The sequence below is a fragment of the Duganella sp. CF458 genome, assembly GCF_900113115.1.
Lineage (GTDB): Bacteria > Pseudomonadota > Gammaproteobacteria > Burkholderiales > Burkholderiaceae_D > Rugamonas.
On the sequence record NZ_FOOF01000015.1, the window covers coordinates 95050 to 114289 of the forward strand.

The 19240-nt window shown below is 64.5% G+C and carries 16 protein-coding genes; 5 read left to right on the top strand and 11 right to left on the bottom strand.

Annotated features, from left to right (window positions below; genetic code table 11):
• Positions 1-52 precede the first annotated feature (52 nt).
• Positions 53-481, top strand: a complete 429-nt coding sequence (locus BM269_RS22120) for a glycine zipper 2TM domain-containing protein (RefSeq protein WP_090442232.1) — start codon at positions 53-55, stop codon at positions 479-481.
• A gap of 222 nt (positions 482-703) precedes the next feature.
• Positions 704-2185, top strand: a complete 1482-nt coding sequence (locus tag BM269_RS22125; protein WP_229204747.1) for an FHA domain-containing protein — start codon at positions 704-706, stop codon at positions 2183-2185.
• Here BM269_RS22125 and BM269_RS22130 read toward each other — a convergent pair.
• From BM269_RS22130 to BM269_RS22145, 4 genes are read right to left on the bottom strand one after another with little or no spacing between them, the layout of a single operon-like run.
• Entirely contained in the window at positions 2182-3066 is an 885-nt protein-coding gene (locus BM269_RS22130) for a pirin family protein (protein ID WP_090442236.1), read from the bottom strand. The genes BM269_RS22125 and BM269_RS22130 overlap by 4 nt on opposite strands.
• 5 nt (positions 3067-3071) lie before the next feature.
• Complete coding sequence (locus BM269_RS22135) at positions 3072-3470, bottom strand: OsmC family protein (RefSeq protein ID WP_090442239.1); 399 nt, start codon at positions 3468-3470, stop codon at positions 3072-3074.
• 33 nt (positions 3471-3503) lie between these two features.
• Positions 3504-5816: an SUMF1/EgtB/PvdO family nonheme iron enzyme gene (locus BM269_RS22140; protein ID WP_090442241.1), complete on the bottom strand. Its 2313-nt coding sequence runs from the start codon at positions 5814-5816 to the stop codon at positions 3504-3506.
• Between the two features lie 12 nt (positions 5817-5828).
• Positions 5829-8018 carry a zinc ribbon domain-containing protein gene (locus BM269_RS22145; RefSeq protein ID WP_090442244.1) on the bottom strand — a complete coding sequence of 730 codons (2190 nt, stop codon included), beginning with the start codon at positions 8016-8018 and terminating at the stop codon, positions 5829-5831.
• A gap of 265 nt (positions 8019-8283) precedes the next feature.
• Here BM269_RS22145 and BM269_RS22150 point away from each other — a divergent pair, with 265 nt between their 5' ends.
• The gene (locus BM269_RS22150) at positions 8284-8523 is read left to right on the top strand and encodes a hypothetical protein (protein ID WP_139232828.1); all 240 of its coding nucleotides are present in this window, start codon (positions 8284-8286) and stop codon (positions 8521-8523) included.
• Between the two features lie 108 nt (positions 8524-8631).
• Complete coding sequence (locus BM269_RS22155) at positions 8632-9186, top strand: YXWGXW repeat-containing protein (protein WP_090442250.1); 555 nt, start codon at positions 8632-8634, stop codon at positions 9184-9186.
• 23 nt (positions 9187-9209) lie between these two features.
• Here BM269_RS22155 and BM269_RS22160 read toward each other — a convergent pair whose 3' ends face one another.
• Genes BM269_RS22160 through BM269_RS22180 form a run of 5 tightly spaced genes read right to left on the bottom strand, consistent with a single transcriptional unit; the run spans position 9210 to position 16585 of the window.
• The gene (locus BM269_RS22160; RefSeq protein ID WP_090442252.1) at positions 9210-10358 is read right to left on the bottom strand and encodes a VWA domain-containing protein; all 1149 of its coding nucleotides are present in this window, start codon (positions 10356-10358) and stop codon (positions 9210-9212) included.
• The gene (locus tag BM269_RS22165) at positions 10355-12583 is read right to left on the bottom strand and encodes a DUF5682 family protein (RefSeq protein ID WP_090442254.1); all 2229 of its coding nucleotides are present in this window, start codon (positions 12581-12583) and stop codon (positions 10355-10357) included. The genes BM269_RS22160 and BM269_RS22165 overlap by 4 nt, the downstream gene beginning before the upstream one ends.
• A complete protein-coding gene (locus BM269_RS22170; protein WP_090442257.1) occupies positions 12583-13671 on the bottom strand; it encodes an ATP-binding protein in 1089 nt (362 codons plus the stop codon). The genes BM269_RS22165 and BM269_RS22170 overlap by 1 nt, the downstream gene beginning before the upstream one ends.
• Positions 13672-13673: 2 nt before the next feature.
• The gene (locus tag BM269_RS22175; RefSeq protein WP_090442260.1) at positions 13674-15221 is read right to left on the bottom strand and encodes a DUF5691 domain-containing protein; all 1548 of its coding nucleotides are present in this window, start codon (positions 15219-15221) and stop codon (positions 13674-13676) included.
• Complete coding sequence (locus BM269_RS22180) at positions 15221-16585, bottom strand: SWIM zinc finger family protein (protein ID WP_139232829.1); 1365 nt, start codon at positions 16583-16585, stop codon at positions 15221-15223. The genes BM269_RS22175 and BM269_RS22180 overlap by 1 nt, the downstream gene beginning before the upstream one ends.
• Before the next feature lie 58 nt (positions 16586-16643).
• On the opposite strand from BM269_RS22180, the gene BM269_RS22185 reads away from it, so the two are divergent.
• Positions 16644-17111: a ribonuclease HI family protein gene (locus tag BM269_RS22185; protein ID WP_090442266.1), complete on the top strand. Its 468-nt coding sequence runs from the start codon at positions 16644-16646 to the stop codon at positions 17109-17111.
• Here BM269_RS22185 and BM269_RS22190 read toward each other — a convergent pair.
• Positions 17108-18655, bottom strand: coding sequence for a methyl-accepting chemotaxis protein (locus BM269_RS22190; RefSeq protein WP_090442269.1), 1548 nt, complete (start codon positions 18653-18655; stop codon positions 17108-17110). The genes BM269_RS22185 and BM269_RS22190 overlap by 4 nt on opposite strands.
• The gene (locus BM269_RS22195; protein ID WP_057264964.1) at positions 18652-19122 is read right to left on the bottom strand and encodes a chemotaxis protein CheW; all 471 of its coding nucleotides are present in this window, start codon (positions 19120-19122) and stop codon (positions 18652-18654) included. Before BM269_RS22195 ends, BM269_RS22190 begins: the two co-directional genes overlap by 4 nt.
• Between the last annotated feature and the right edge of the window lie 118 nt (positions 19123-19240).

Consider the following 19240-nt stretch of genomic DNA (forward strand, 5'->3'; position numbering starts at 1 on the left):
TTTTCGCGGCTCGCTAATCTACACTCCAACAGAGAATGAAAGGGGACTTACCATGTTCAACAAACGATTTGCCGGGCTGATGCTGATGGGCGCAGCCCTGACCGTTTCCTCCGCCGCATTTGCCGCGGGCGACCGTGACTTCAACACCGCCGCGGGTGCCGTGATCGGCGCCGCCATCGGCAACCACAACGGTGGTACCGGCGGTGCGGTAGTGGGCGGCCTGGTAGGCGCCGCGGTTGGTAACTCCCTGTCCGGCGGCGGCCGCCACAACCGCGGCTACGTCGAGACCCGCGTCTACTCGCAGCCGGCCCCGGTCTACTACGAGCCGGCCCCGGTGTACTACAACCCGCCGCCACGCGTGTACTACCAACCAGCACCGCGCGTGTACTACCAGCCAGCGCCGGTCTACGTTGAGCCGCGCCCGGTGTACTACTACCGCGGCCACGGACATGGCCACGGCCACCGCCACGGCCGCTGGTAATCAAGCACTTATAAATTGGGGACGTACCCCATTTTCTGCCGCGGCGGAAAATGGGGTACGTCCCCATTTTTTTTGCAAGTAGATGTCATGGCGACAATAAACTGTTGCGCTTTTGGCGCGCGGGGAATACAGGGGTAAAAAGGCCCTTTATCGAAGGAAAGGCGTGTTGCCAAGCAATGGGGTAAACGCGTAAAGTTGCGGTATCCCTACGAACGTCTTTCCATGAACAAGTGCTGTCACCCAGACCATCCGCATTGCACCTACTGGGTCATGCCAGGGGAAGGCACTTGCGCCGGCGGCCACGCGCAGCCGGCAATAGTAGCGGAAGGCGGCAGCTTTGACTTGCTGAACACCATGCGCAACGTCCGCGGCGGGCCGCCGGCCGCCCCGCTGGCAGGCTATTCGGCGCCGGCACGCGTCTACCCGCAATTGCATATCAGCGGCTTTGACCCGCGCGCTGCCGGCGGCCGCCAGTCGCTCAAGATGGAATTGCGCGGCATGCCCCTGGATTGCGCACCGCACTTGTCGATCTGTCTACGCTCGGAGCTGATTCCGCACGGCTCCTTGCAGCAGCAATTCATCCGCTCGGTGCACGGCGACTGGCGTCCGGTGTTCGTGGAATTCTCCTCGCGCGGCAAAGAGCATGGCCAGTACCAGATCCACGCCGAAATCGTCAGCAAGGACGAGCAGGCGCAGCGCCAATGGGAATGCACCTTTGTCATCCTGGTGCCGCGCGTCGATGCCAGCCTGGGCGAAATCCACCGCACCTTCCTCAGCACCCACAAGAACGTGCGTGTGATGGCCGACGATGCCGCGATTGCGCGCGTTTCCGCCCAGGGCGGCAATACGATGGACATCGACGTCACCGCGCGCAACGCCGGTATCGCCCACCTCGACCTTGGCGCGCCGGCGGGCAAGGTGGATGTCGGCTATTCGACCATCGCCTGGGATGAGGACCTGATCGAGATCGAGCAGCCGCGCAGTGGTCCTTCGCATCCCCACCCTACCCTGGCCGCAAGCTTCATCAACGCCGCTCCGGAAAATGGCGCCTGCCGCCACATCCGCCTGTTCGCGATGGAGGAAGTATCGTTCGGCCGCTTCGAGCTGGCCGATCCTGAAGCGGACGTGCTGTTGCACCACTTCAGCGCCGAAGGTCCTGATTCGGCCGGCCTGACGCGCCGCCTGTCCGGCCGCCACGCCGTCATCCGGCGCACCCGCAACGGTTTCGAAATCGAGGATGTATCGCGTTACGGCCTGCTGCTGGACGGCGTCTGGCCGGGCAAGAACAAACCGGTGCCGCTGCGCACCGGGATGAAGATTGAAATGTGCGCCAGCATCAAAGGCATCGTGCTGCTGGAAGTGAGCGCGGTGATGCCGCATGGCGTGATCCTGCATCGCATCGACGAAGGTGCGCGGGCCGAGTGCTTCGTGCTGCTGGCGGCGAACACCCATCCTGGCTATCCGCTGCCACGCCATCACGCTCTGCCGAAAGCATCGAGCCTGCCGCTGCTGATGCACCACCAGGGCGGCTTCTGGCACATCGACCAGCTCACCGGCAAGGAAACCGCGCTGGCACCTACACCGAAGCAGGAAAAATTGAGCCGCGTCCCGGCCCATACACGCTTCGCCAGCGATCCTTATCCGGAACACTGGATCGTGCGCAGCGCTGCCGCGCACTTGCCGCCAGCCGAAGCGACCACCTAAGTCGCGGCTGAAGGCCGTTTGGGCAGCGGGATGAATTCGGTCTCCCCGGGAACCTTGTCGAAACGCTGCGCTTCCCAATCGTCGGCCGCCTTGAGCAGGCGCTCCTTGCTCGACGAAACGAAATTCCAGAACAGGAAACGCTGGCCATCGAGCGGCTCGCCGCCGATGATGACGAACTGCGCATCCGTATTGGCCGATACGCGCCGCGAACTCGATGTATCGAGCAAGGCCATGCTGTTCTGCGGCACCGGCGCGCCGTCAATATCGAGCGAGCCGCTGACGGGATAGATGGCAGCTTCCGGCGGCAAGCCGTTCAGGGCCAGCTGCTGGCCTGCCTTCAGGCTTACGTCCAGATACAGCGTTTGACTGAAGGTCTTTACCGGCGAGGTGTGGCCGAAAGCCGAACCAATCAGGACGCGAACCTTGGCACCGTCGATCTCCATTTCAGGAATCGCCGCCGCCGGGGTATGGGCGAATGACGGCTCCACTTCCTCATGCGCCTTCGGCAAGGCAGCCCACAGCTGCAGGCCGTGGGTACGGTGCGGTACGCCGACCAGGTCTTTCGGAGTGCGCTCCGAATGCACGATGCCGCGGCCGGCCGTCATCCAGTTGATGGCGCCCGGTTCGATGCGCTGCAGCGTGCCCAGGCTGTCGCGGTGTTCCATCGCTCCTTCGAACAGGTAGGTGACGGTAGCCAGGCCGATATGCGGGTGCGGCCGCACGTCATGGTCGGCATCGGCCGGCACGTCGACCGGACCGAAATGATCGAAGAAAATGAATGGGCCTACCGCCTGCTTGACTGCCGCCGGCAAATACCGGCGCACGACGAAACCGCCGCCCAGGTCCTTCTCATGGCCTTTCAGGAGGTGCGCGATATTCATGGCATTTACCCCAGTTTGGTGGAGATTTCGGTGGTCACGGCCGTCATCAGCTTGTGCACCGGGCACTTCTGCGAGATGGCCAGCAACTCTTCCCGCTGTTCTTCGGTCAGCTCGCCGCCCAGGTGCAAGGTGGCTGCCAGGCGGTACACGCCCTTGCGCTCTTCGCTCGCATCGCGCTCGGTGGTGACCTGCACGTCGTCGACGGGAATGCCCTTGCGGCGGGCGTACCAGATCACAGTCAGGGCCTTGCAGGCGCTGACGGCGGCGTCGTACAGGTCGTGCGGCGAAGGACCGGCGTCGTTGCCGCCTTCCTCGATCGTGCCGTCGACGGAGACGATATGGTTGCGCACGTGCAGGATGCTGCGCATTGGGAGCGATGGGTCGCGGGCTACTTTAACGGTCATGGTGGTTTCCTGCTTGTTGGTTTATCCGGCAATTTACACCAACTTGCGTGCTACGCGGAAGCCCACCACGTCATTCGCCAGCAGCGCCGAATAACCATTGCGCAGGGCCGAGCGCAGATAGCGCGGCTGATACAGCCAGGCGCCACCGCGCAGGATGCGGCGCGCCTTGTCGCCGCCCTGCTCCCATGCGCTGCCGTCGATGGGCGCGCCGAGGTAATTGTCATGCACCGTATCCTGGGTCCACTCCCAGACGTTGCCATGCATGTCGAACAGGCCCCAGGGGTTGGGCTGGTAGCTGCCGACGCGCGTGGTGCCGCCATGGCTGCTGCCTTTCGGGCTGTCGTTGTAAGTGAAATGGCCGTCGTAGTTGGCGTGTTCCGGCGTGATCTCGTCGCCGAAGCTGAATGCCGTGTGGCTGCCGGCGCGGCAGGCGTATTCCCATTCCGCCTCGCTCGGCAGGCGGTACTCCTGGCCGGTCTTCTCGCCCAGCCATTGCAGGTAAAGCTGGGCGTCATGCCAACTGACACACACCACCGGGTGCCGGTCATCCTGCGCGAAACCGGGCTGCTGCCAGTCCACGTCCATCTTCGATTGCCACCCAGTCGCCTTCACGAAAGCGCGCCACTCGCCCACGGTCACCGGGTAGCGCCCCAGCGCGAACGACTGCTCGATGCCGACCCAGTGCGCCGGCAACTCCTTGTCCAGCCAGGTTTTCTGGGCGCCGGCCTTGATGGCGATCTTGTGCTCATATTCGGATGAACCCATCTGGAAGCGGCCGGTCGGGATCAGCACCAGATCCGGCCCCGCGCCGCTGCCGTCGGTGAAGCGGTCGCGCAGCACGCCTTCCGCATCGGCTACCGGGCTGCTGGCGCTGGGCAGCAGCGCCGCCAGTTCGGCCGCCTTGCGCGCGGCCTGCTCCTTGCGATGGCGCTCCTGCTCGGCGCGATAGGCCGCTTCCGCCTTCAGTTGCGCCATCTTGCGCTGGTATTCTTCCTCGGCCTGGCGCGCCTTCAAGGCATCGGCATCGCGCCGCGCAATCAATTGCTGGCGCAGGCTTTCCTTGCGTTCTTTCGCTTCCTTCTCGGCCTGCGCCTTGCGCTGCTTTTCCTGTTCGCGGCGCAGCTGCTCCTGGCGCGCTTTTTCCTGCGCCGCGGCCAACGCCTCGGCCTTGCGTCGCGCGGCCAGCTCCACTTCCTTCTGGCGCCGTTCTTCCTCCTCCTCGGCGCGGGCGATGGCATCGGCACGGGCCCGTTGTTCGCGCGCGGCACGTGCCGCGCGCTCGTGCTGCTCCGCCGTGGCCATGTCGGCCTTGCGCGCGGCTTCACGCCGGGAAGCTTCTTCGGCACTCGGTTCGGCGGCCTGCTTCAGTGCGTCCAGCAATCCGGCGACCGATTCCGGCCGCTCGCCGGCCCGGTTGGCGAAGCCGCGCTTCAGCACCTCCCATTGCTGCGCGTTGAGCGCCGCCGGCCTGGCCGGCTCGAGCAAAGCGGTGTGCTGGTCGAACGGCAGCCGTCCCTCCAAGAGCTGGTAGATCATGACCGCCACGGCATAGACATCCAGCTGCGGACGGGGTGCGCCCTGGCCGGTGCCCGCCTCGGGAGCACGGTAGCCTGCGGTGCCGGCATTCGGGATCGCCAAGCCAAGGTCGGTACCGGTCGAACGCGCGCGCGAGGCGATGCCGAAATCGAGCAGCTTGATTTCGCCGGCCTTGGTCAGGAACACGTTGCCCGGCTTGAGGTCGCGGTGCACCAGGCGATGCTTGTTCCAGGCATATTGCAGCGCAGCGGCCACCGGCCGCAGCATCTGCTCGACTTGTCCCGGAGTCGCCTTGCCATGTTCCTCCAGCCAGGCCTCCAGGTCCTGGCCTTCCAGGCATTCCATGATGATGAAATAGCTGGAAGTGGCCGGGTCCTGTGCCCATTCATAGACGCGCACGATATTGTCATGCGCCAGGCGGCGCGCCTGGGTCGCTTCCTCGATCAGCAACTTGGCGTGGGCCGGGCTTTGCGTCAGTTGCGGCGGCAGGATCTTCAGCGCGACCACGGCGCTGTGGCCCAATTCAGCGTGGGTGGCCAGGTCGGTGGCTTGCCATACCTGGCCCATGCCGCCCATGCCGATCAGGCGCTCCAGCCGGTAGCGCCGGTTGTGCGGGCCGATCTCCTGGCCTGCCATCAGGCCAAGCTCGGTCCCATGGCGCAGGATGGTGATGGGCGCCGCCGCCCCTCCCGGAGGCGCGTATTCGGCGTCCAGGATGGCATTCTTGCGTCGGTCGAACTCTTGCAGGCTTAACAGGCCATCGTCGTGCAGGGCACGCAGTTCGCGAATCTTGTCTCGGGCTGTCTGCATTTCTCTCGTGCTTTACCTCGCTAGCGGCGCCCCGCATTCTGGACAGAATTTCGCATCTACGCAATCGGTCGGCACCATATGGCCGTTGCGGCAGCGGCGCGCGGCAACGGCACCCACGCTGGCTTGCGCCCGCAGCAGGTCCAGCTGGTGCTGGCGTTCCTTGTCGCCCGCCGTATCGCGATACGAACGTTCATCGCGGACGTCTTCGCGCGCCAGCCGCAGCGCTTCGGCGGGGGTGATGCTGTTCTCTGCCGCCACCACGCCCGCCAGCGCCTGCAACTGCTCGGGCGACATCGCGGCCTGCGCCTGCTGGCGCATCAGGCGCGACAACGCTTCGGCATTCGGTGTCGCCGCCAGCGCGATCTTGGCCGTATCGCTCATGCGCCCGATGGCTTCCAGCCGGTCGATGTCGATACGGGCCAGGTCGGCGGCATGCTGCTGCTGCGCCACCATGCTGTCATAGTCGACTTTCCAGCGGTTGAAGCGCTCGTCGCGCTCCACTTCCATCTTCTTCAGCGACTGCTGCCACTGCGCCTCCTGGTCGCGCAGCTTCAGTTCCAGGCGCTGTTCTTCCACCGCCACCTGGTCAAGCATGGCCTGGCGCGCCAGGTTTTGTCCCTGGCGTTGCTGCACGCCGTCGGCCTCGATGGTGCGCAGCAGCTTTTCATACTGGGCCAGCGATTCGGCGGCGGCGCCGCTGCGCTTCAGTTCTTCCAGCTTGGCGCTGATTTCCGCCACCTGGACGTTCGCACCGGCATCCTTGGCCTCCTCGCCGCGCGCCAGTTCCCGCTTGCGGGCCAGGTGCTGTTCTTCTTCCCACTCGGCGATGCGTTCGGCCTCGCGATGACGGGCCGCGTTGGCCAGGGCCAGGCCCTGGAATTTCGCCCGGTGATGTTCCGCTTCGATTTCCTGCTCGCGCTGCTGGGCATCGATCTCGGCCTTGCGCAAGAGCTGCAGCTGGTTGCGGCGGTGTTCCTCGTCCTCGATGGCCAGCGCCTGCTGGATGCGGTGTTGCAGCTGTTGCTGGTACAACTGGTGCGAGAAGCGCTGCCTGGCCAATGCCCTTTCTTCCAGGCCGGCCTGCTGCGCCAGTTCCATCTCGGTGCGCATCTTGATTTGCGCCAGGCGGCGCACCTGGTCCCACTGGGCCGCCTCGCCGGCATGCAGGGTTTTGTGGCGCGCCAGTTCATGTTCCAGGTCGGCCAGCGCGACGCCGGCGCCGTGCTCGAAGGCTTGCTTGCGGGTCTTGGCTTCGACAATGCGGCCGTACAGGTCGATCTCGCGGGCGCGGATGGCCTGCATCTGCTCTTCGGCATCCGCTTTCAACTCGGCCCGGCGGAAATCGCTGCGCATTTTCTGCTCCTGGCGGCTGATCGCCTGCCATTCTTCCTCGTTGTAGAGCTGGTCGAGCTGCTTGACGTGCTCCAGTTGGCGCTGGCGTTCGTCGGCCACCAGGAACAGGCTGCCTTCGCGCTCACGGTTGTCGTCATATTTATCATGACGAAGTGACAAAGTTTCCACCTGCACAGCAGCCAGGCCGAATTCGGCCAGGCGCTGGCCCAGCGCACTGTGCAAGCGTTCGTTGAGCTGCTCGCGCAGCACGTTGGAGTTCGCCATGTCGCGCACCGAGCGGCTGCCCAGGAACTCCGCCGCCAGCTGACGCATGGATGGCGCCAGCAGGTCATGCAAGTGGAGCGTGGTGACGGTACCGGGCGCGGTCATGAAATGCCGGGCAAAGGCTGGCACATCGTTCATCAGCAGGCCAACGGTGAAGCGGGCCGCCAGCTTCAGGAATTCCGCGCTGTGCAAATCGGTGAAATTGAATTCGACCGCCAGCGGCGCAGTGCGGGTGATCAGGATTTCACCCTGCTCGTCGCGCAGCAGCTTGCCCATCCGGGCAAAAAAGCCTTCCAGTTCATATTCGCCCTGCGGCACGTCGGACACCTGTTCGCCCTGCAAGATGAAAGCGCGGGTCGCTGCGGGCACGTGCAGGGTCTTGGTAAAGATGCCGGCAAGCTGGCGCACGCCGAAGAACACCGCCAGCTCATCGTTGGCCGGGATCCAGCGGTTATCGCGCAACACGGGTTCATTGCGCGGCGCGCCCAGCGACAGGCCGCAATGGCTGCAGTAGTCGGAGCTGTCGCCGTTGCGGTGCTCGCATCGCGGGCACTTCACGCCGCCAAAACCAAACATCTTGAACATGTCCCACTCCTTGTCTGACCCTGCGCCTGTCGATTGTAACAGGGGCATCATGCGCCCAATACACACCTCCCTATCTTGGCACAGGGGCAGCCCGTCCATTCGTTCCGTATGAAGGGGGATTTCCCTTCTGTTTGCAATTCAGCCGCAAAAGCCACGTTTTTTTGCGTTTCGCACCACGTTCTGGACAGCTTGTCGCATGGCGATGGCAAGCGCCTGGCTGCGCGGATACAGTGTGCACATGGATAGTCCTCAACCGGAGAACATCATGAAAGCCCTGCGTAATTTCGAAGCCCTGTTCGTCGCCATTATCGGCCTGGCCTGCGCCGCCAACTTCATGTACGAAAACCATGCCGTGGACAGCAAGGCGCCCGCCAACTACGCCAGCGCAGCCCTGGCGGCGCCTGCGGTGCCGGTGGTGGTGGTGGCCGCCAAGCGCATGAGCGAAGCGGAAAAACAGGCCTCGCTGGCGGAGGAACGCAAGGCGGCCCAGGGCGGCAATATCTGAGCAATTGTTACTTGTCTGCTGGATTTGTAAAAAACTGAATCAGGCTTTTCTCCCCGGCGATGCGCTTGGTATATTGAACTCAGCGCATCACCAAACAGGAGAAAAGCCATGTTCAAATCCAAACTCATCGCTGCAGCCGCCCTGGCACTTGGCACGGTTGCATTAGCACCGACCGCCGCGCTGGCGCAGGTTGATTTCAGCGTTGTGATCGGCAACGCTCCTCCACCACTGCGGTTTGAAAGCGTGCCGCCGGCGCGTTACGGCTACGTCTGGGCGCCTGGCGTATGGCGCTGGGACGGACGCCGCCACGTCTGGATGGCGGGCCACTGGCTGCAGGAACGCCCGGGCTACCGCTACGCCCCGTCGCAATGGGTACGCGTCGATAACGGTTGGGGTTGGCGTGAAGGCGGCTGGGCCGTCTACGATAGCCGCCCGAACTACGTCCAGGGTCCGGGCTACGGTTACCGCGATTCCCACCGCGACAACTACTACCGCGACCACCATCGCGACCGCCGCCACGACCGCGATCACGACGGGATTCCGGACCGCCACGACCGCGACCGCGACAACGACGGCGTGCCAAACCGCTATGACCGCGACCGCGATGGCGACGGCGTGCCTAACCGCTACGACCACCGCCCCGACAACCCTCGCCGCCGCTGACGGCAGGCCGGTGTAATGGCCGCCTAGCCCGCAACCGCAATATCGTGTTGCGCGGCCCAGGCGGCCATATCCTGCTTGCGGATGGCAGCAGCCATCAAGTCCGGGAACTTGTCCGGCGTGCAGGCAAAGCAAGGAATCCCCATCGCAGCAAATTGCGCCGCATGGTGCCGGTCGAAGCTTGGCGCACCGTTATCGTCCAGTGCAAGCAGGCAGATCATCTGCATGCCGCTGGCCGCCATGGCGCGTGCGCGCGCCAGCATTTGCGCCGCATGCCCGCCCTCGTACAAATCGCTGATCAGGACGAAAATCGTCTCCTGCGGACGGTGCACCAGGGTCTCGCAATACGCCAAGGCGCGGTTGATGTCCGTGCCGCCGCCAAGCTGGGTACCGAACAGCACTTCGACCGGATCGCTGAGCAGGTCCGTCAAGTCCACGATGGCGGTATCGAATACCACCACCTGCGTGCTGACCGCCTTGATGGTCGCCAGCACGGCGGCAAAGATGCTTGCATAGACGACGGACGGCGCCATCGATCCGCTCTGGTCGACGCACAGCACGATGTCGCGCAAGGCTTGCGTCTTGCGGGCGAAGCCGACCCGCTGTTCCGGTACGATGGTCTGGTACTCGGCCTGGTAATGGCGCAGGTTGGCCTTGATGGTACGCAGCCAGTCGATTTCGTTGTGGCGCGGCCGGTGGTTGCGCGCGGCGCGATTCAGGCTGGCGCTGACCGCCTGGCGCATCGGATTGGAGAGCTTGCGTTCAAGTTCCTGCACCACTTGCCTGACCACCTGGCGCGCCGTTTCCTTGGTCTTGCTCGGCATCAAACGATTCAGCGACAGCATGGTGGCAACCAGGTGCACGTCCGGCTGCACGCTGCGCAGCATTTCCGGCTCCAGCAACATCTGGTGCAGGCCAAGGCGTTCCATGGCGTCTTTCTGCATCAACTGCACCACGCTGCTCGGGAAGTATTCGCGGATATCGCCCAGCCAGCGCGCCACGCCCGGTGCCGAGCCTTGCAGGCCGCCGCGCCGCTCGCCCGGCTCGTACAGGACGGCCAGGGTGCGGTCCAGCGCCGAATCGTGCGGCTGCAACGGCAGGTTGTCCGCCTCGCTGCCCAGCATCAGGCGCCAGCGCCGTTCCAGTTCTTCTTGTGAACACTGCTTCGCGCTCATGCTGTCACCTCGCTAGTTTCGATCGGGCCGAGCAAGGCCGCCAGTACCGGCAGCACCAGGCTGGCCCGCGCTGCATCCGTGCCGGCACTGCTCACTGGCTGCGCCAACGCCACCGTGCCGGTGGCAACGCGCTGCCCCAGCTGGCGCCGTTCCGCCGCCTCGAAAGTGGCGAAAGTGCGGCGCAGCAGCGGCAGCAATTCCATGAACGTTTCGCCGGGCAGGCCGGCAATCCAGGACTGCAGGATCTGCCACAGCTGCTCGTTCATCACCAGCAGCAGGCCGCTGCCCTGCAGGAAGCCTTCCAGCCATTCGGCGCTGGACAAAGGCTGGATCGGATTGGTACAAGCCAGCGACAACGCTTGCGCAACCTGCTCCACCTGCCAGTGCTGCCGCTCCAGCAGGATGCGCACGGCGCGGCCGGCGATCAGCGGGTGCGCCTGGACGCGCGTGCATTGCTCGAGCGCTTCCAGCCAGGCTTCGCGATGCCCGGCCTGTTGCAGCAGGCCGATTGCATTGTCGGCCTGGAGCAGTTGCCGCAGCAGCACCTGTGCCGCCTCTTCATTGATGCCGCGCGCCGCCAGCGGCAAGGCGATGCAGGCGCGCTGCACCAGGCCATCCATGACTTGCGCGACGCTGGCGGTATCGGTATTGCGCGTGCTACCGTAGCGCAGCACATTGGCCAACGGCGCCAGCGCTTCCAGCAACGCACCCGCTTCGTGGGTCGTGGCAGCCAGCGCCTGCATGCGCGCCATCACTTCGGGCACGGCGTGGCGCGCATCGGCCAGCAACATCTGTTCGGCCAGTCCGGTTACGTCGGCCAGGCGGCTCGCGCTGCGCGCCAGGTGGATCAGGCGCGCATTGCAGGCCGCTTCCACGGTGGCGCCCCAGACGTTGGCCTCGATCAGGCGCACTTCAAAATCGGGCTCCCACGCCAGCACCCATTTTTCATGGAAGCTGCCGCTCTTGCCGCTGACCGCCCGGGTGCGGCCCCAGTCGATGCCAAGCAGCGACAGGCGGTGCAGGAACACGCTTTTTTCCATGTGCTTCGGCTGGCGCAGGTCCAGCTCGAGCTCCTGCTGGTCGGCGCGCGGCGCCATGCGCAAGCTCTTTTGAAGCTGGCGCACATCCGCCGGCAGCGGCAGGGTCGGCGTTTCGGCCGGCACCGCACCGAGGCGGTCGTTGACCAGCAATTCGCGCTCGATCAGGCGCAGCGGCGCATCGCTTTCGCCAAACAGCACGCTTTGCAGCGCATCCAGCAACTCGCCGAGGCCGGCCCGGGAACGCTCGCGCAAGGCGGCCAGGCTTTCGGCCAGGCGCAGCGCTTCGATCACGTGCGCCGACGAGGCATCCAGGCCGTTCTTGCGCAACAGGCGCACGGCATCGGTCAGCCAGTAAGTCGGCGCACGCTGCGGCGTATGCCACAGGTGGTGATACCAGCCGGGGGCCTGCACCCCGGCGCCATAGCCGCTGTCGAAACTCAGGCGGCCATAGCTCCATGGTGTCCAGGTGGCGGCAACTTTCGCTTTCGGCAGCTCGCTCAGCAGGTCCTTGTCATGTTTCGCAGTCGGCATGTCGCGCAGGGCCGGCACGTGCCAGGCGCCGCACACCACGGCAATCCGCTGGTAGCCCTGCTTCTGGGCGGCGCGGATCACCTGGCGCATATGCGCTTCGCGCTGGGCTTCGCGCGGCGCCAGCGGCTCGTCCAGCGACTTGCGGGCCACCGACATCATTTCTTCAATGGCGGCGAACAGCTCCAGGCTGTCGTGGCGCTGTTCAACCAGGTGGTCCCACCAGGTTTCGAAGTCGGAAAATCCGGCCGCCTGCGCGAGCTGGGCCATCGCATCGCCGCTGCGCTGCACCGGACGTGGCTCGTCATCGCCCTCTTCCCCGCCCGCCACCGACATGTGCGCGGCCAGCGTGTGCGCCATCGGCAAGTCGATGAAGCGGGTCGGCACGCCGTGCGCCTGGCCATACTGGATGGCCTGCCATTCCGGCGAAAACTCCGCAAACGGGAAATGCGAGGCGTGCTGCGGCATGGCCGGCGCGTACACCAGCAGCGCCACCGGCGGGCGCATCCCCGCATGCGCGGCCAGCGGCAGCAGCTCATCAGCCTCCGGCGGGCCTTCGATCAGGATTGCATCCGGCTGCAGTTGCTGCAATGCCTGCGCCAGGCTGCGCGCGCAGCCCGGACCGTGGTGGCGGATGCCGAAGAAATGCAGTGCCATCAGAGCACGGCGTGGCAGGCGCGGTACAGGTCTTTCCAGCCTTCGCGTTCCTTGACCACGGTTTCCAGGTACTCGAGCATGACCACACGGTCCTGCACCGGATCCTTGACGATGGCGCCAACCACCGACGAAGCCATGTCGGCCCCGCGCAGCATGCCGTCGCCGAAGTGCGCCGCCAGCGACATGCCGTTGGTGACGACGGAAATCGCTTCGGCGGTACTCATGCTGGCGCTCGGCGATTTGAGCTTGATCTTGCCGTCGTCGGTCTGGCCGGAGCGCAGTTCGCGGAAGATCGTGACGATGCGGCGGATTTCCTCCAGCGCCGGTTTCTCGATCGGCAGTTCCAGCGCGCGCCCCAGGCTGGCGACGCGGCTCTCGACGATGCTGACTTCCTCGTCGGCGCTGTCCGGCAGCGGCAGCACCACGGTGTTGAAGCGGCGCTTCAGGGCGCTGGACAAGTCGTTCACACCGCGGTCGCGGTCATTCGCGGTGGCGATCACGTTGAAGCCCTTGGCCGCCTGCACGTATTCGTCCAGTTCAGGAATCGGCAGGATCTTCTCGGACAACAGGCTGATGAAACTGTCCTGCACTTCGGATGGAATGCGTGTCAATTCCTCGATACGGGCCAGCTTGCCGGTGCGCATGGCGCGCATCACCGGGCTTGGTACAACGGCGTCCTGGCTCGGGCCCTTCGCCAGCAGTTGCGCGTAATTCCAGCCGTAGCGGATGGTTTCCTCGGCGGTACCGGCAGTACCCTGCACCACCAGGTTCGAATTGCCGCTGATCGCGGCAGCCAGGTGTTCCGAGACCCAGGACTTGGCCGTGCCCGGCACGCCCAGCAACAGCAAGGCGCGGTCGGTCGCCAGCGTGGCCACCGCGATCTCGATGATGCGGCGCTTGCCGATGTACTTTGGCGTGATCTCGACACCGTTGTCCAGCGTGCCGCCGAGCAGGTAGGTGGCGACCGCCCACGGCGACAATTCCCAGTTCGGCGGGCGCTGGCGCTGGTCGGCCTCCTTCAACGCCGCCAGTTCATGTGCGAACTGCTGTTCGGCGCTTTGGCGCAGTACTTTGATTTCGTTAGCCATGCTTACTCCTTATTGTCCGTAAAGCTGCGGTGCAGCGTGTATTTGAAGCGCTGGGCCTCCTTCAATTCATCGACCAGTTGCCGCCAGTTGTCCCAATGCGCCCATTCCGGCGCCGGCCAACCTTGTTCCAGGTATTCCATATCGCCGACATCCAGCAGGCTGGCCATCGTTTCGAACTCGTACTTCATGCCGTAGTCCGGCGCATCCTTCTCGCGCATCATCTGCTGCAGCCGGTCCAGCAGCAGGCGCGAGACCGCCAGGGAAACCTGGGCACCGCCTTCGCCGGCCATCTGCCGGGCCAGCGACAAGGCGTCGGGCACGCCGCTGCCATTGCCGCACTCCAGCCAAGCGTGCAGCACGCGCTCGCGTGCGGATGCCGGCAAAGCCATCGCCATATCGGCAAACCTGGCGGACAGCACACGGGCATTGGGTACCTTCGATGCATGGATTGCGATGAACCAGTCAGCCGCCTGCCCCGACCCGGCACGGGCGGACAGGCCGATGGCGTGCACCAGGCCTTCCTGCAGCACGCGTCCGAATTCGTTGGCCTGCATCACCTGCAGCACGCCGGCCGGGCTCACACTCCAGCGTGCGGCCCAATGGGATGGCGGCACGCACTGCATCATATTGAAGATCCAGGACTGCTTTTCACCCATGCGGTATGGGTTCTCGACGCCGACACCATCGCGCTTCATCGACTTGTCGCAAGCCTCAGGCAGGACCAGCTCCAACACCGGCAAATGGCCCTCGCCTTGGGGCTGCAGCGTGAACAACGCTTCCATGCGCGCCGCGCATCGTGCGCCAAGCTGTGAGCCGGCCATGACTGCCAGCAGCTCACGCGCTATGCCCCGCACTTCCTTGCGTTTGTCATCCAGCGCGGATTCCAGGAAAGGCTCATCGGCAAGCGACAGCCCTGTTTCCAGGCATGGCAACAGGGCGGCGCGCAGGTCGGCCGGCTCCTGCGCCCAGCCGGCTTGCAAGCTGGTCAGCGCTGCAGCAGCATCGGCGGCACGCATGGCGCGCAATGCCGCGGCACGCTGCGCCGGAGCGCCGGTATTCCAGGCCCGCTCCACGGCGACCGCATCATCGGTGCCGGCAACGTATTTCGCGCCCCACTCCGGGTTCTGCGCCACCAGCCAGCGGCCACGCTCCCCCAGTACCGGTAACAGAGTGTCGCGCAATCCAGGTCTGCCCATGCCCTGCTCAAGCAAAGGCACCAGGCAGGCATGCGGCACGCTCACGCCTTTTGCATGCGCCAGCGTCAACCAGGTTGGCAGGAGGTCCGCATGCATGCCGCGCATCAGCAGCAGCAAAATGTCTTCGGCGGCGCGAGGGCATGCGGCTGCTTCGGGGGCCGCGGCCGCCGAAGCAGCCAATCCCGCGGCGGGCTGGTAGCCGGCACGCTGCCACAGGTCTTGCGCGGCCAATGCCTGCCACAAGCTTTGCCCGGCCTCCAGCTGCAATGCAGGCGCCACGCCGCTTGCCGGATCGAACGGCACACGGCTGGTGCCAGCCAGCACGGCTTTATGCAAATTAACAGGCAGTTGCATCAGCCGTTACCTCCGTCGAGATTGAAAGTGCGGCCGCCGACATGGGCCGCCAGCGGAAGGAAGGAATAGCCCTGCCACAGCCCGAATACCCGCAATGGGTGGCCGCCCGCCAGCGCGTGCAGCTGCCAGCCCTGGCGAAACGCCGCATCCACCGCCAGCGCTTCGCCATTGGCGGCGCGCAGCGACCAAGGCATGGCCTTGCTCGCGTCATGAACCGGCGTGACCTGCTCCAGCGCCATCGGCCAGGTTTCAAGGAAGGGATTGGCCGCCAGCGCCTGCGCGTAGCGCTCAAATTCCGCCGCCAGCTCCGTTGGCGCAACGACCTGCTGCACGCCAGGCGCAGCATCGAGCAGCTTCACATCACCGGCAAACACCACGCGCATCGGCACGGCCGCCGGATAGTAATGTACGCTGCCCTGGTAAATCGCACCAGTCGGCGGCGCGGGCGGCAGCGCCATGCTACCGGCGGAGAACTGCAGCAGCATCGCCCAGCGCCCGCTGTTTTCGCCATGCAGGAAAGTCGCGCAACTGCCCACCCGCCCGTCCTCCAGCGTGCGTGCGCCCATGACCAGCCAGCGATCGTGGACGCCGGGCTGCGCCAGCACGTCTTCCTGGCTGGTCGCCCAGCCGATGGCGGAACGCACCTCATGTTGAAGGCCGTCCGGCAGCGATGGCAGGCGCGCATAGGCCTGCCGCAACAGCGCCAGTTGCGCCAGTTCGCGCGCGGCGGCCAGTTCCCAGCCCTCGCTGCCGCCGCCATAGATCGAAAGCCCGAGCCGGCGTACGCGCGACGCCAGCCCCGATGCCTGTGTATCGACCAGGCGGGACGCCATGGCTTCCCAATCCTTGGAAGGCTTGCTGCGCAGCGTAGCCAGTCCTTCACGGCCCAGGTCTTCCAGCCATGCGTCCAGCACGGCCAGGCCGGCTTCCACATTGCCCTGGCGCTTTTCCTGCCGCTTTTGCTGGCTTGCTTCGCGGGCGGCGAGCGCTTCCGGCGTTGCCGCTTCCGCTTCCTTGGCCGCCTTCTTCTCGCTGCGCTCTTCGCGGCTTTGCAGCCAGTCGCTCACCCACTGCGGTGCCTCGCTCTCCTTGAAGGCGGCACTATCGCGCGCATACAGCAGGTACAGGCCGATGCCATGCTTGCAGGGGAACTTGCGGCTTGGGCAATTGCATTTGAACGCGGGGCCGGCCAGGTCGATCTGGGCACGGTAAGGTTCCTTGCCGCTGCCTTGGCACAAGCCCCATAGAGCTTGCGCATGTCCACCAAGGCCGGACCATTTGGAAAGGCTGGCCTGCCCGGTGCCAGCTTTGGCGGATGCAGCGTCCGGCGCGAGCGCCAGGATTTGTTCGGCAGTGAGGCTCACAATCACCTGTTAAAGTGGAGGGAAAAACGAGCCGCAAGTGTTGCAAATATAATTACCTATGTCAACGAAACAAGAACGTGCGCGCGCTGAAAAACTCGCGCGCCAGCCTGTCCCAACCTCTCCCGCCGCATGGCAGGCATGGTTCGATGGCTCCGCCCATCCCAACCCGGGCCGCATCGGCGTCGGCGTGCTGCTTTCCGGCCCTGCTGGAGAACGTGTGGAAATCAGCCGCCGCGCGGGCCACGGCAGCAGCGGCGATGCCGAATACCTGGCCCTGATCGCGGCGCTGGAAAAGGCAGTGGAGCTGGGCGTGCCGGAGTTGCTGGTGTACGGCGACAGCCAGGTGGTGGTACAGGATGTGCTGGTATCGCCCCAGGCGGGGGCAAAAGCGCTGGAAGAACATCGCGCCCGCGCGGGGCAGTTGATGGCGGCATTAACGCAAGTGAATGTGCGCTGGGTGCCGCGTCACAGGAATGGGGACGCGGACCGCCTGTCGCAGCAGGCGATCCGCGAAAGTGCAGCTTAGCGAACCTTGAATACGCTGACCACTTCAGCCAGGTTGCTGGCCTGGTTCTGCATGGATTCGGCTGCAGCAGCCGCTTCTTCCACCAGTGCGGCATTCTGCTGCGTGACCTGGTCCATCTGGCCGACAGCCTTGTAGACTTCATCGATGCCGGAGCTCTGCTCGGCGCTGGCAGCCGTGATTTCGCTGATGATGTCCGACACGCGCTGCACGCTGGAGACGATTTCCTCCATCGTGTTACCCGCGTCCGACACGAGGCGGGTGCCGGCATTGACCTTCTCGACAGAGTCGCCGATCAATTCCTTGATCTCTTTAGCCGCCGCAGCCGAACGCTGCGCCAGGTTGCGCACTTCCGACGCCACCACCGCAAAGCCGCGGCCCTGCTCGCCCGCACGGGCCGCTTCCACGGCCGCATTCAGCGCCAGGATATTGGTCTGGAAGGCAATGCTGTCGATCACGGTAATGATGTCCACGATCTTGCGAGAAGAAGCATCGATCGACTCCATGGTGCCCACTACTTCCGACACCACGCTGCCGCCCTTGCGCGCCACCGAAGCGGCAGCACCGGCCAATTGGTTGGCCTGGCGCGCGTTATCGGCATTCTGCTTGACGGTTGAAGTCAGTTCTTCCATCGACGACGCGGTTTCTTCCAGCGACGCCGCCTGCTGCTCGGTACGCGCCGACAGGTCCTGGTTGCCCGCCGCGATCTCGCTGGAAGCGATGGTGATCGAATGGGTACCGTTGCGCACTTCGCTGACGATGTTCAGCAAGGATTGGTTCATGTCGCGCAAAGCGCCCAGCAACTGGCCGGTTTCATCGTTGCCATGCACGCGGATATCGCCGGTCAGGTCGCCGGCCGCCACGCGGCGTGCGGCATCGACCGCGCGCGACAGCGGCGTGGTAATGCCCTTGGTGAGCACATAGGCGCACGCTGCGCCGAACGCCACCGCCAGCACGGCCAGTACCGTCAGCAGGCTGCGGCTGTTGGCCGAAACACTGTCAATCTCTTTGCCGATGGCGTCGATCTTCCCGCGCTGCATGGACAGCAGATCCTGCACCAGCACCTGGTATTGCGCGGCAGCCGGGCGATAGGTCTTTTCGAATACTTCGTTCGCCTGTTCCAGCTCGCCGTCGGTCTTCAGCTTGGCCACCTGGTCGCGCGAGGCGATATATACCTTGCGCTGGGCCATGATGCGGTCGAACAGCTCCTTTTCATCGGCGTCGCTGATCAGCGGCTCGATACGCTTCTGCAGGTCGGAAGACGCTGAGGTCGATGCCTTGGATTCCTCGGCGAAGAAGGCGCCCAGCGTTGCATCGCTGCTGCGGGCAATCGCCGTGGTGCGGCGAATAGCGCTATCGATCTTCGAATACCAGTCGGAGATCATGCGTTCTTTCGCCAGCGGCGTCTCCATCATATGGCGCGTAGCGCCGGCAACTTGCTGCAATCGCCACACGCCGATGGCGGCAATCACGATGGACAGTGCAAGCGTAACGGCAAAGCCGAATGCCAGGCGTTTGCCGATACTCAGGTTATTCAGGAAGTTCATGCCGCCATCTTCTCGATCAGGCCCATGTCGGCAGACGACATCAAGCGTTCAATATCGACCAGGATCAGCATGCGGTCATCGATGGTACCCAGGCCGGTGATGTATTCGGTATCCATCGAACCGCTGATGTCCGGGGCGGCCTTGATCTGCTCCGGTTGCAGTGTCGTCACATCGGACACGGCATCGACCACGATACCCACGGTGCGGGTCCCGATGTGCAGGATGATGACCACCGTGAACGGGCCGTAGGTCGGCTCGCCAAGCTGGAAGCGCACGCGCATGTCGATGATCGGCACGATCAGGCCGCGCAAGTTGATCACGCCTTTCACGTAGTCCGGCGCGCTGGCAATGCGGGTCGGGCTTTCGTAGCTGCGAATCTCGCTGACCTTCTGGATATCGATGCCGTATTCTTCCTGCCCCAGGGTAAAGGCCAGGAACTCGGCAGCTTGGTTGGTGGTTGTAGTCATGATAATTTTTCACTTATGAACGATGACACCGTAATGTTACCGTAGACCAATAAAATAATCACCAACAATTTTGCTCTAGAGAAACATACAAGCTTGCGATAAATACATGGCACAATTG

Excerpts from the sequence above, each read along its gene's own strand:
- BM269_RS22140 (WP_090442241.1), bottom strand. The coding sequence starts at position 5,816 with ATGCAGACAGCCCGAGACAAGATTCGCGAACTGCGTGCCCTGCACGAC.
- BM269_RS22155 (WP_090442250.1), top strand. The coding sequence starts at position 8,632 with ATGTTCAAATCCAAACTCATCGCTGCAGCCGCCCTGGCACTTGGCACG.
- BM269_RS22170 (WP_090442257.1), bottom strand. The coding sequence starts at position 13,671 with ATGGCTAACGAAATCAAAGTACTGCGCCAAAGCGCCGAACAGCAGTTC.
- BM269_RS22130 (WP_090442236.1), bottom strand. The coding sequence starts at position 3,066 with ATGAATATCGCGCACCTCCTGAAAGGCCATGAGAAGGACCTGGGCGGC.
- BM269_RS22145 (WP_090442244.1), bottom strand. The coding sequence starts at position 8,018 with ATGTTCAAGATGTTTGGTTTTGGCGGCGTGAAGTGCCCGCGATGCGAG.
- BM269_RS22165 (WP_090442254.1), bottom strand. The coding sequence starts at position 12,583 with ATGGCACTGCATTTCTTCGGCATCCGCCACCACGGTCCGGGCTGCGCG.
- BM269_RS22135 (WP_090442239.1), bottom strand. The coding sequence starts at position 3,470 with ATGACCGTTAAAGTAGCCCGCGACCCATCGCTCCCAATGCGCAGCATC.
- BM269_RS22120 (WP_090442232.1), top strand. The coding sequence starts at position 53 with ATGTTCAACAAACGATTTGCCGGGCTGATGCTGATGGGCGCAGCCCTG.
- BM269_RS22190 (WP_090442269.1), bottom strand. The coding sequence starts at position 18,655 with ATGAACTTCCTGAATAACCTGAGTATCGGCAAACGCCTGGCATTCGGC.
- BM269_RS22150 (WP_139232828.1), top strand. The coding sequence starts at position 8,284 with ATGAAAGCCCTGCGTAATTTCGAAGCCCTGTTCGTCGCCATTATCGGC.
- BM269_RS22175 (WP_090442260.1), bottom strand. The coding sequence starts at position 15,221 with ATGCAACTGCCTGTTAATTTGCATAAAGCCGTGCTGGCTGGCACCAGC.
- BM269_RS22185 (WP_090442266.1), top strand. The coding sequence starts at position 16,644 with ATGTCAACGAAACAAGAACGTGCGCGCGCTGAAAAACTCGCGCGCCAG.
- BM269_RS22195 (WP_057264964.1), bottom strand. The coding sequence starts at position 19,122 with ATGACTACAACCACCAACCAAGCTGCCGAGTTCCTGGCCTTTACCCTG.
- BM269_RS22125 (WP_229204747.1), top strand. The coding sequence starts at position 704 with ATGAACAAGTGCTGTCACCCAGACCATCCGCATTGCACCTACTGGGTC.
- BM269_RS22160 (WP_090442252.1), bottom strand. The coding sequence starts at position 10,358 with ATGAGCGCGAAGCAGTGTTCACAAGAAGAACTGGAACGGCGCTGGCGC.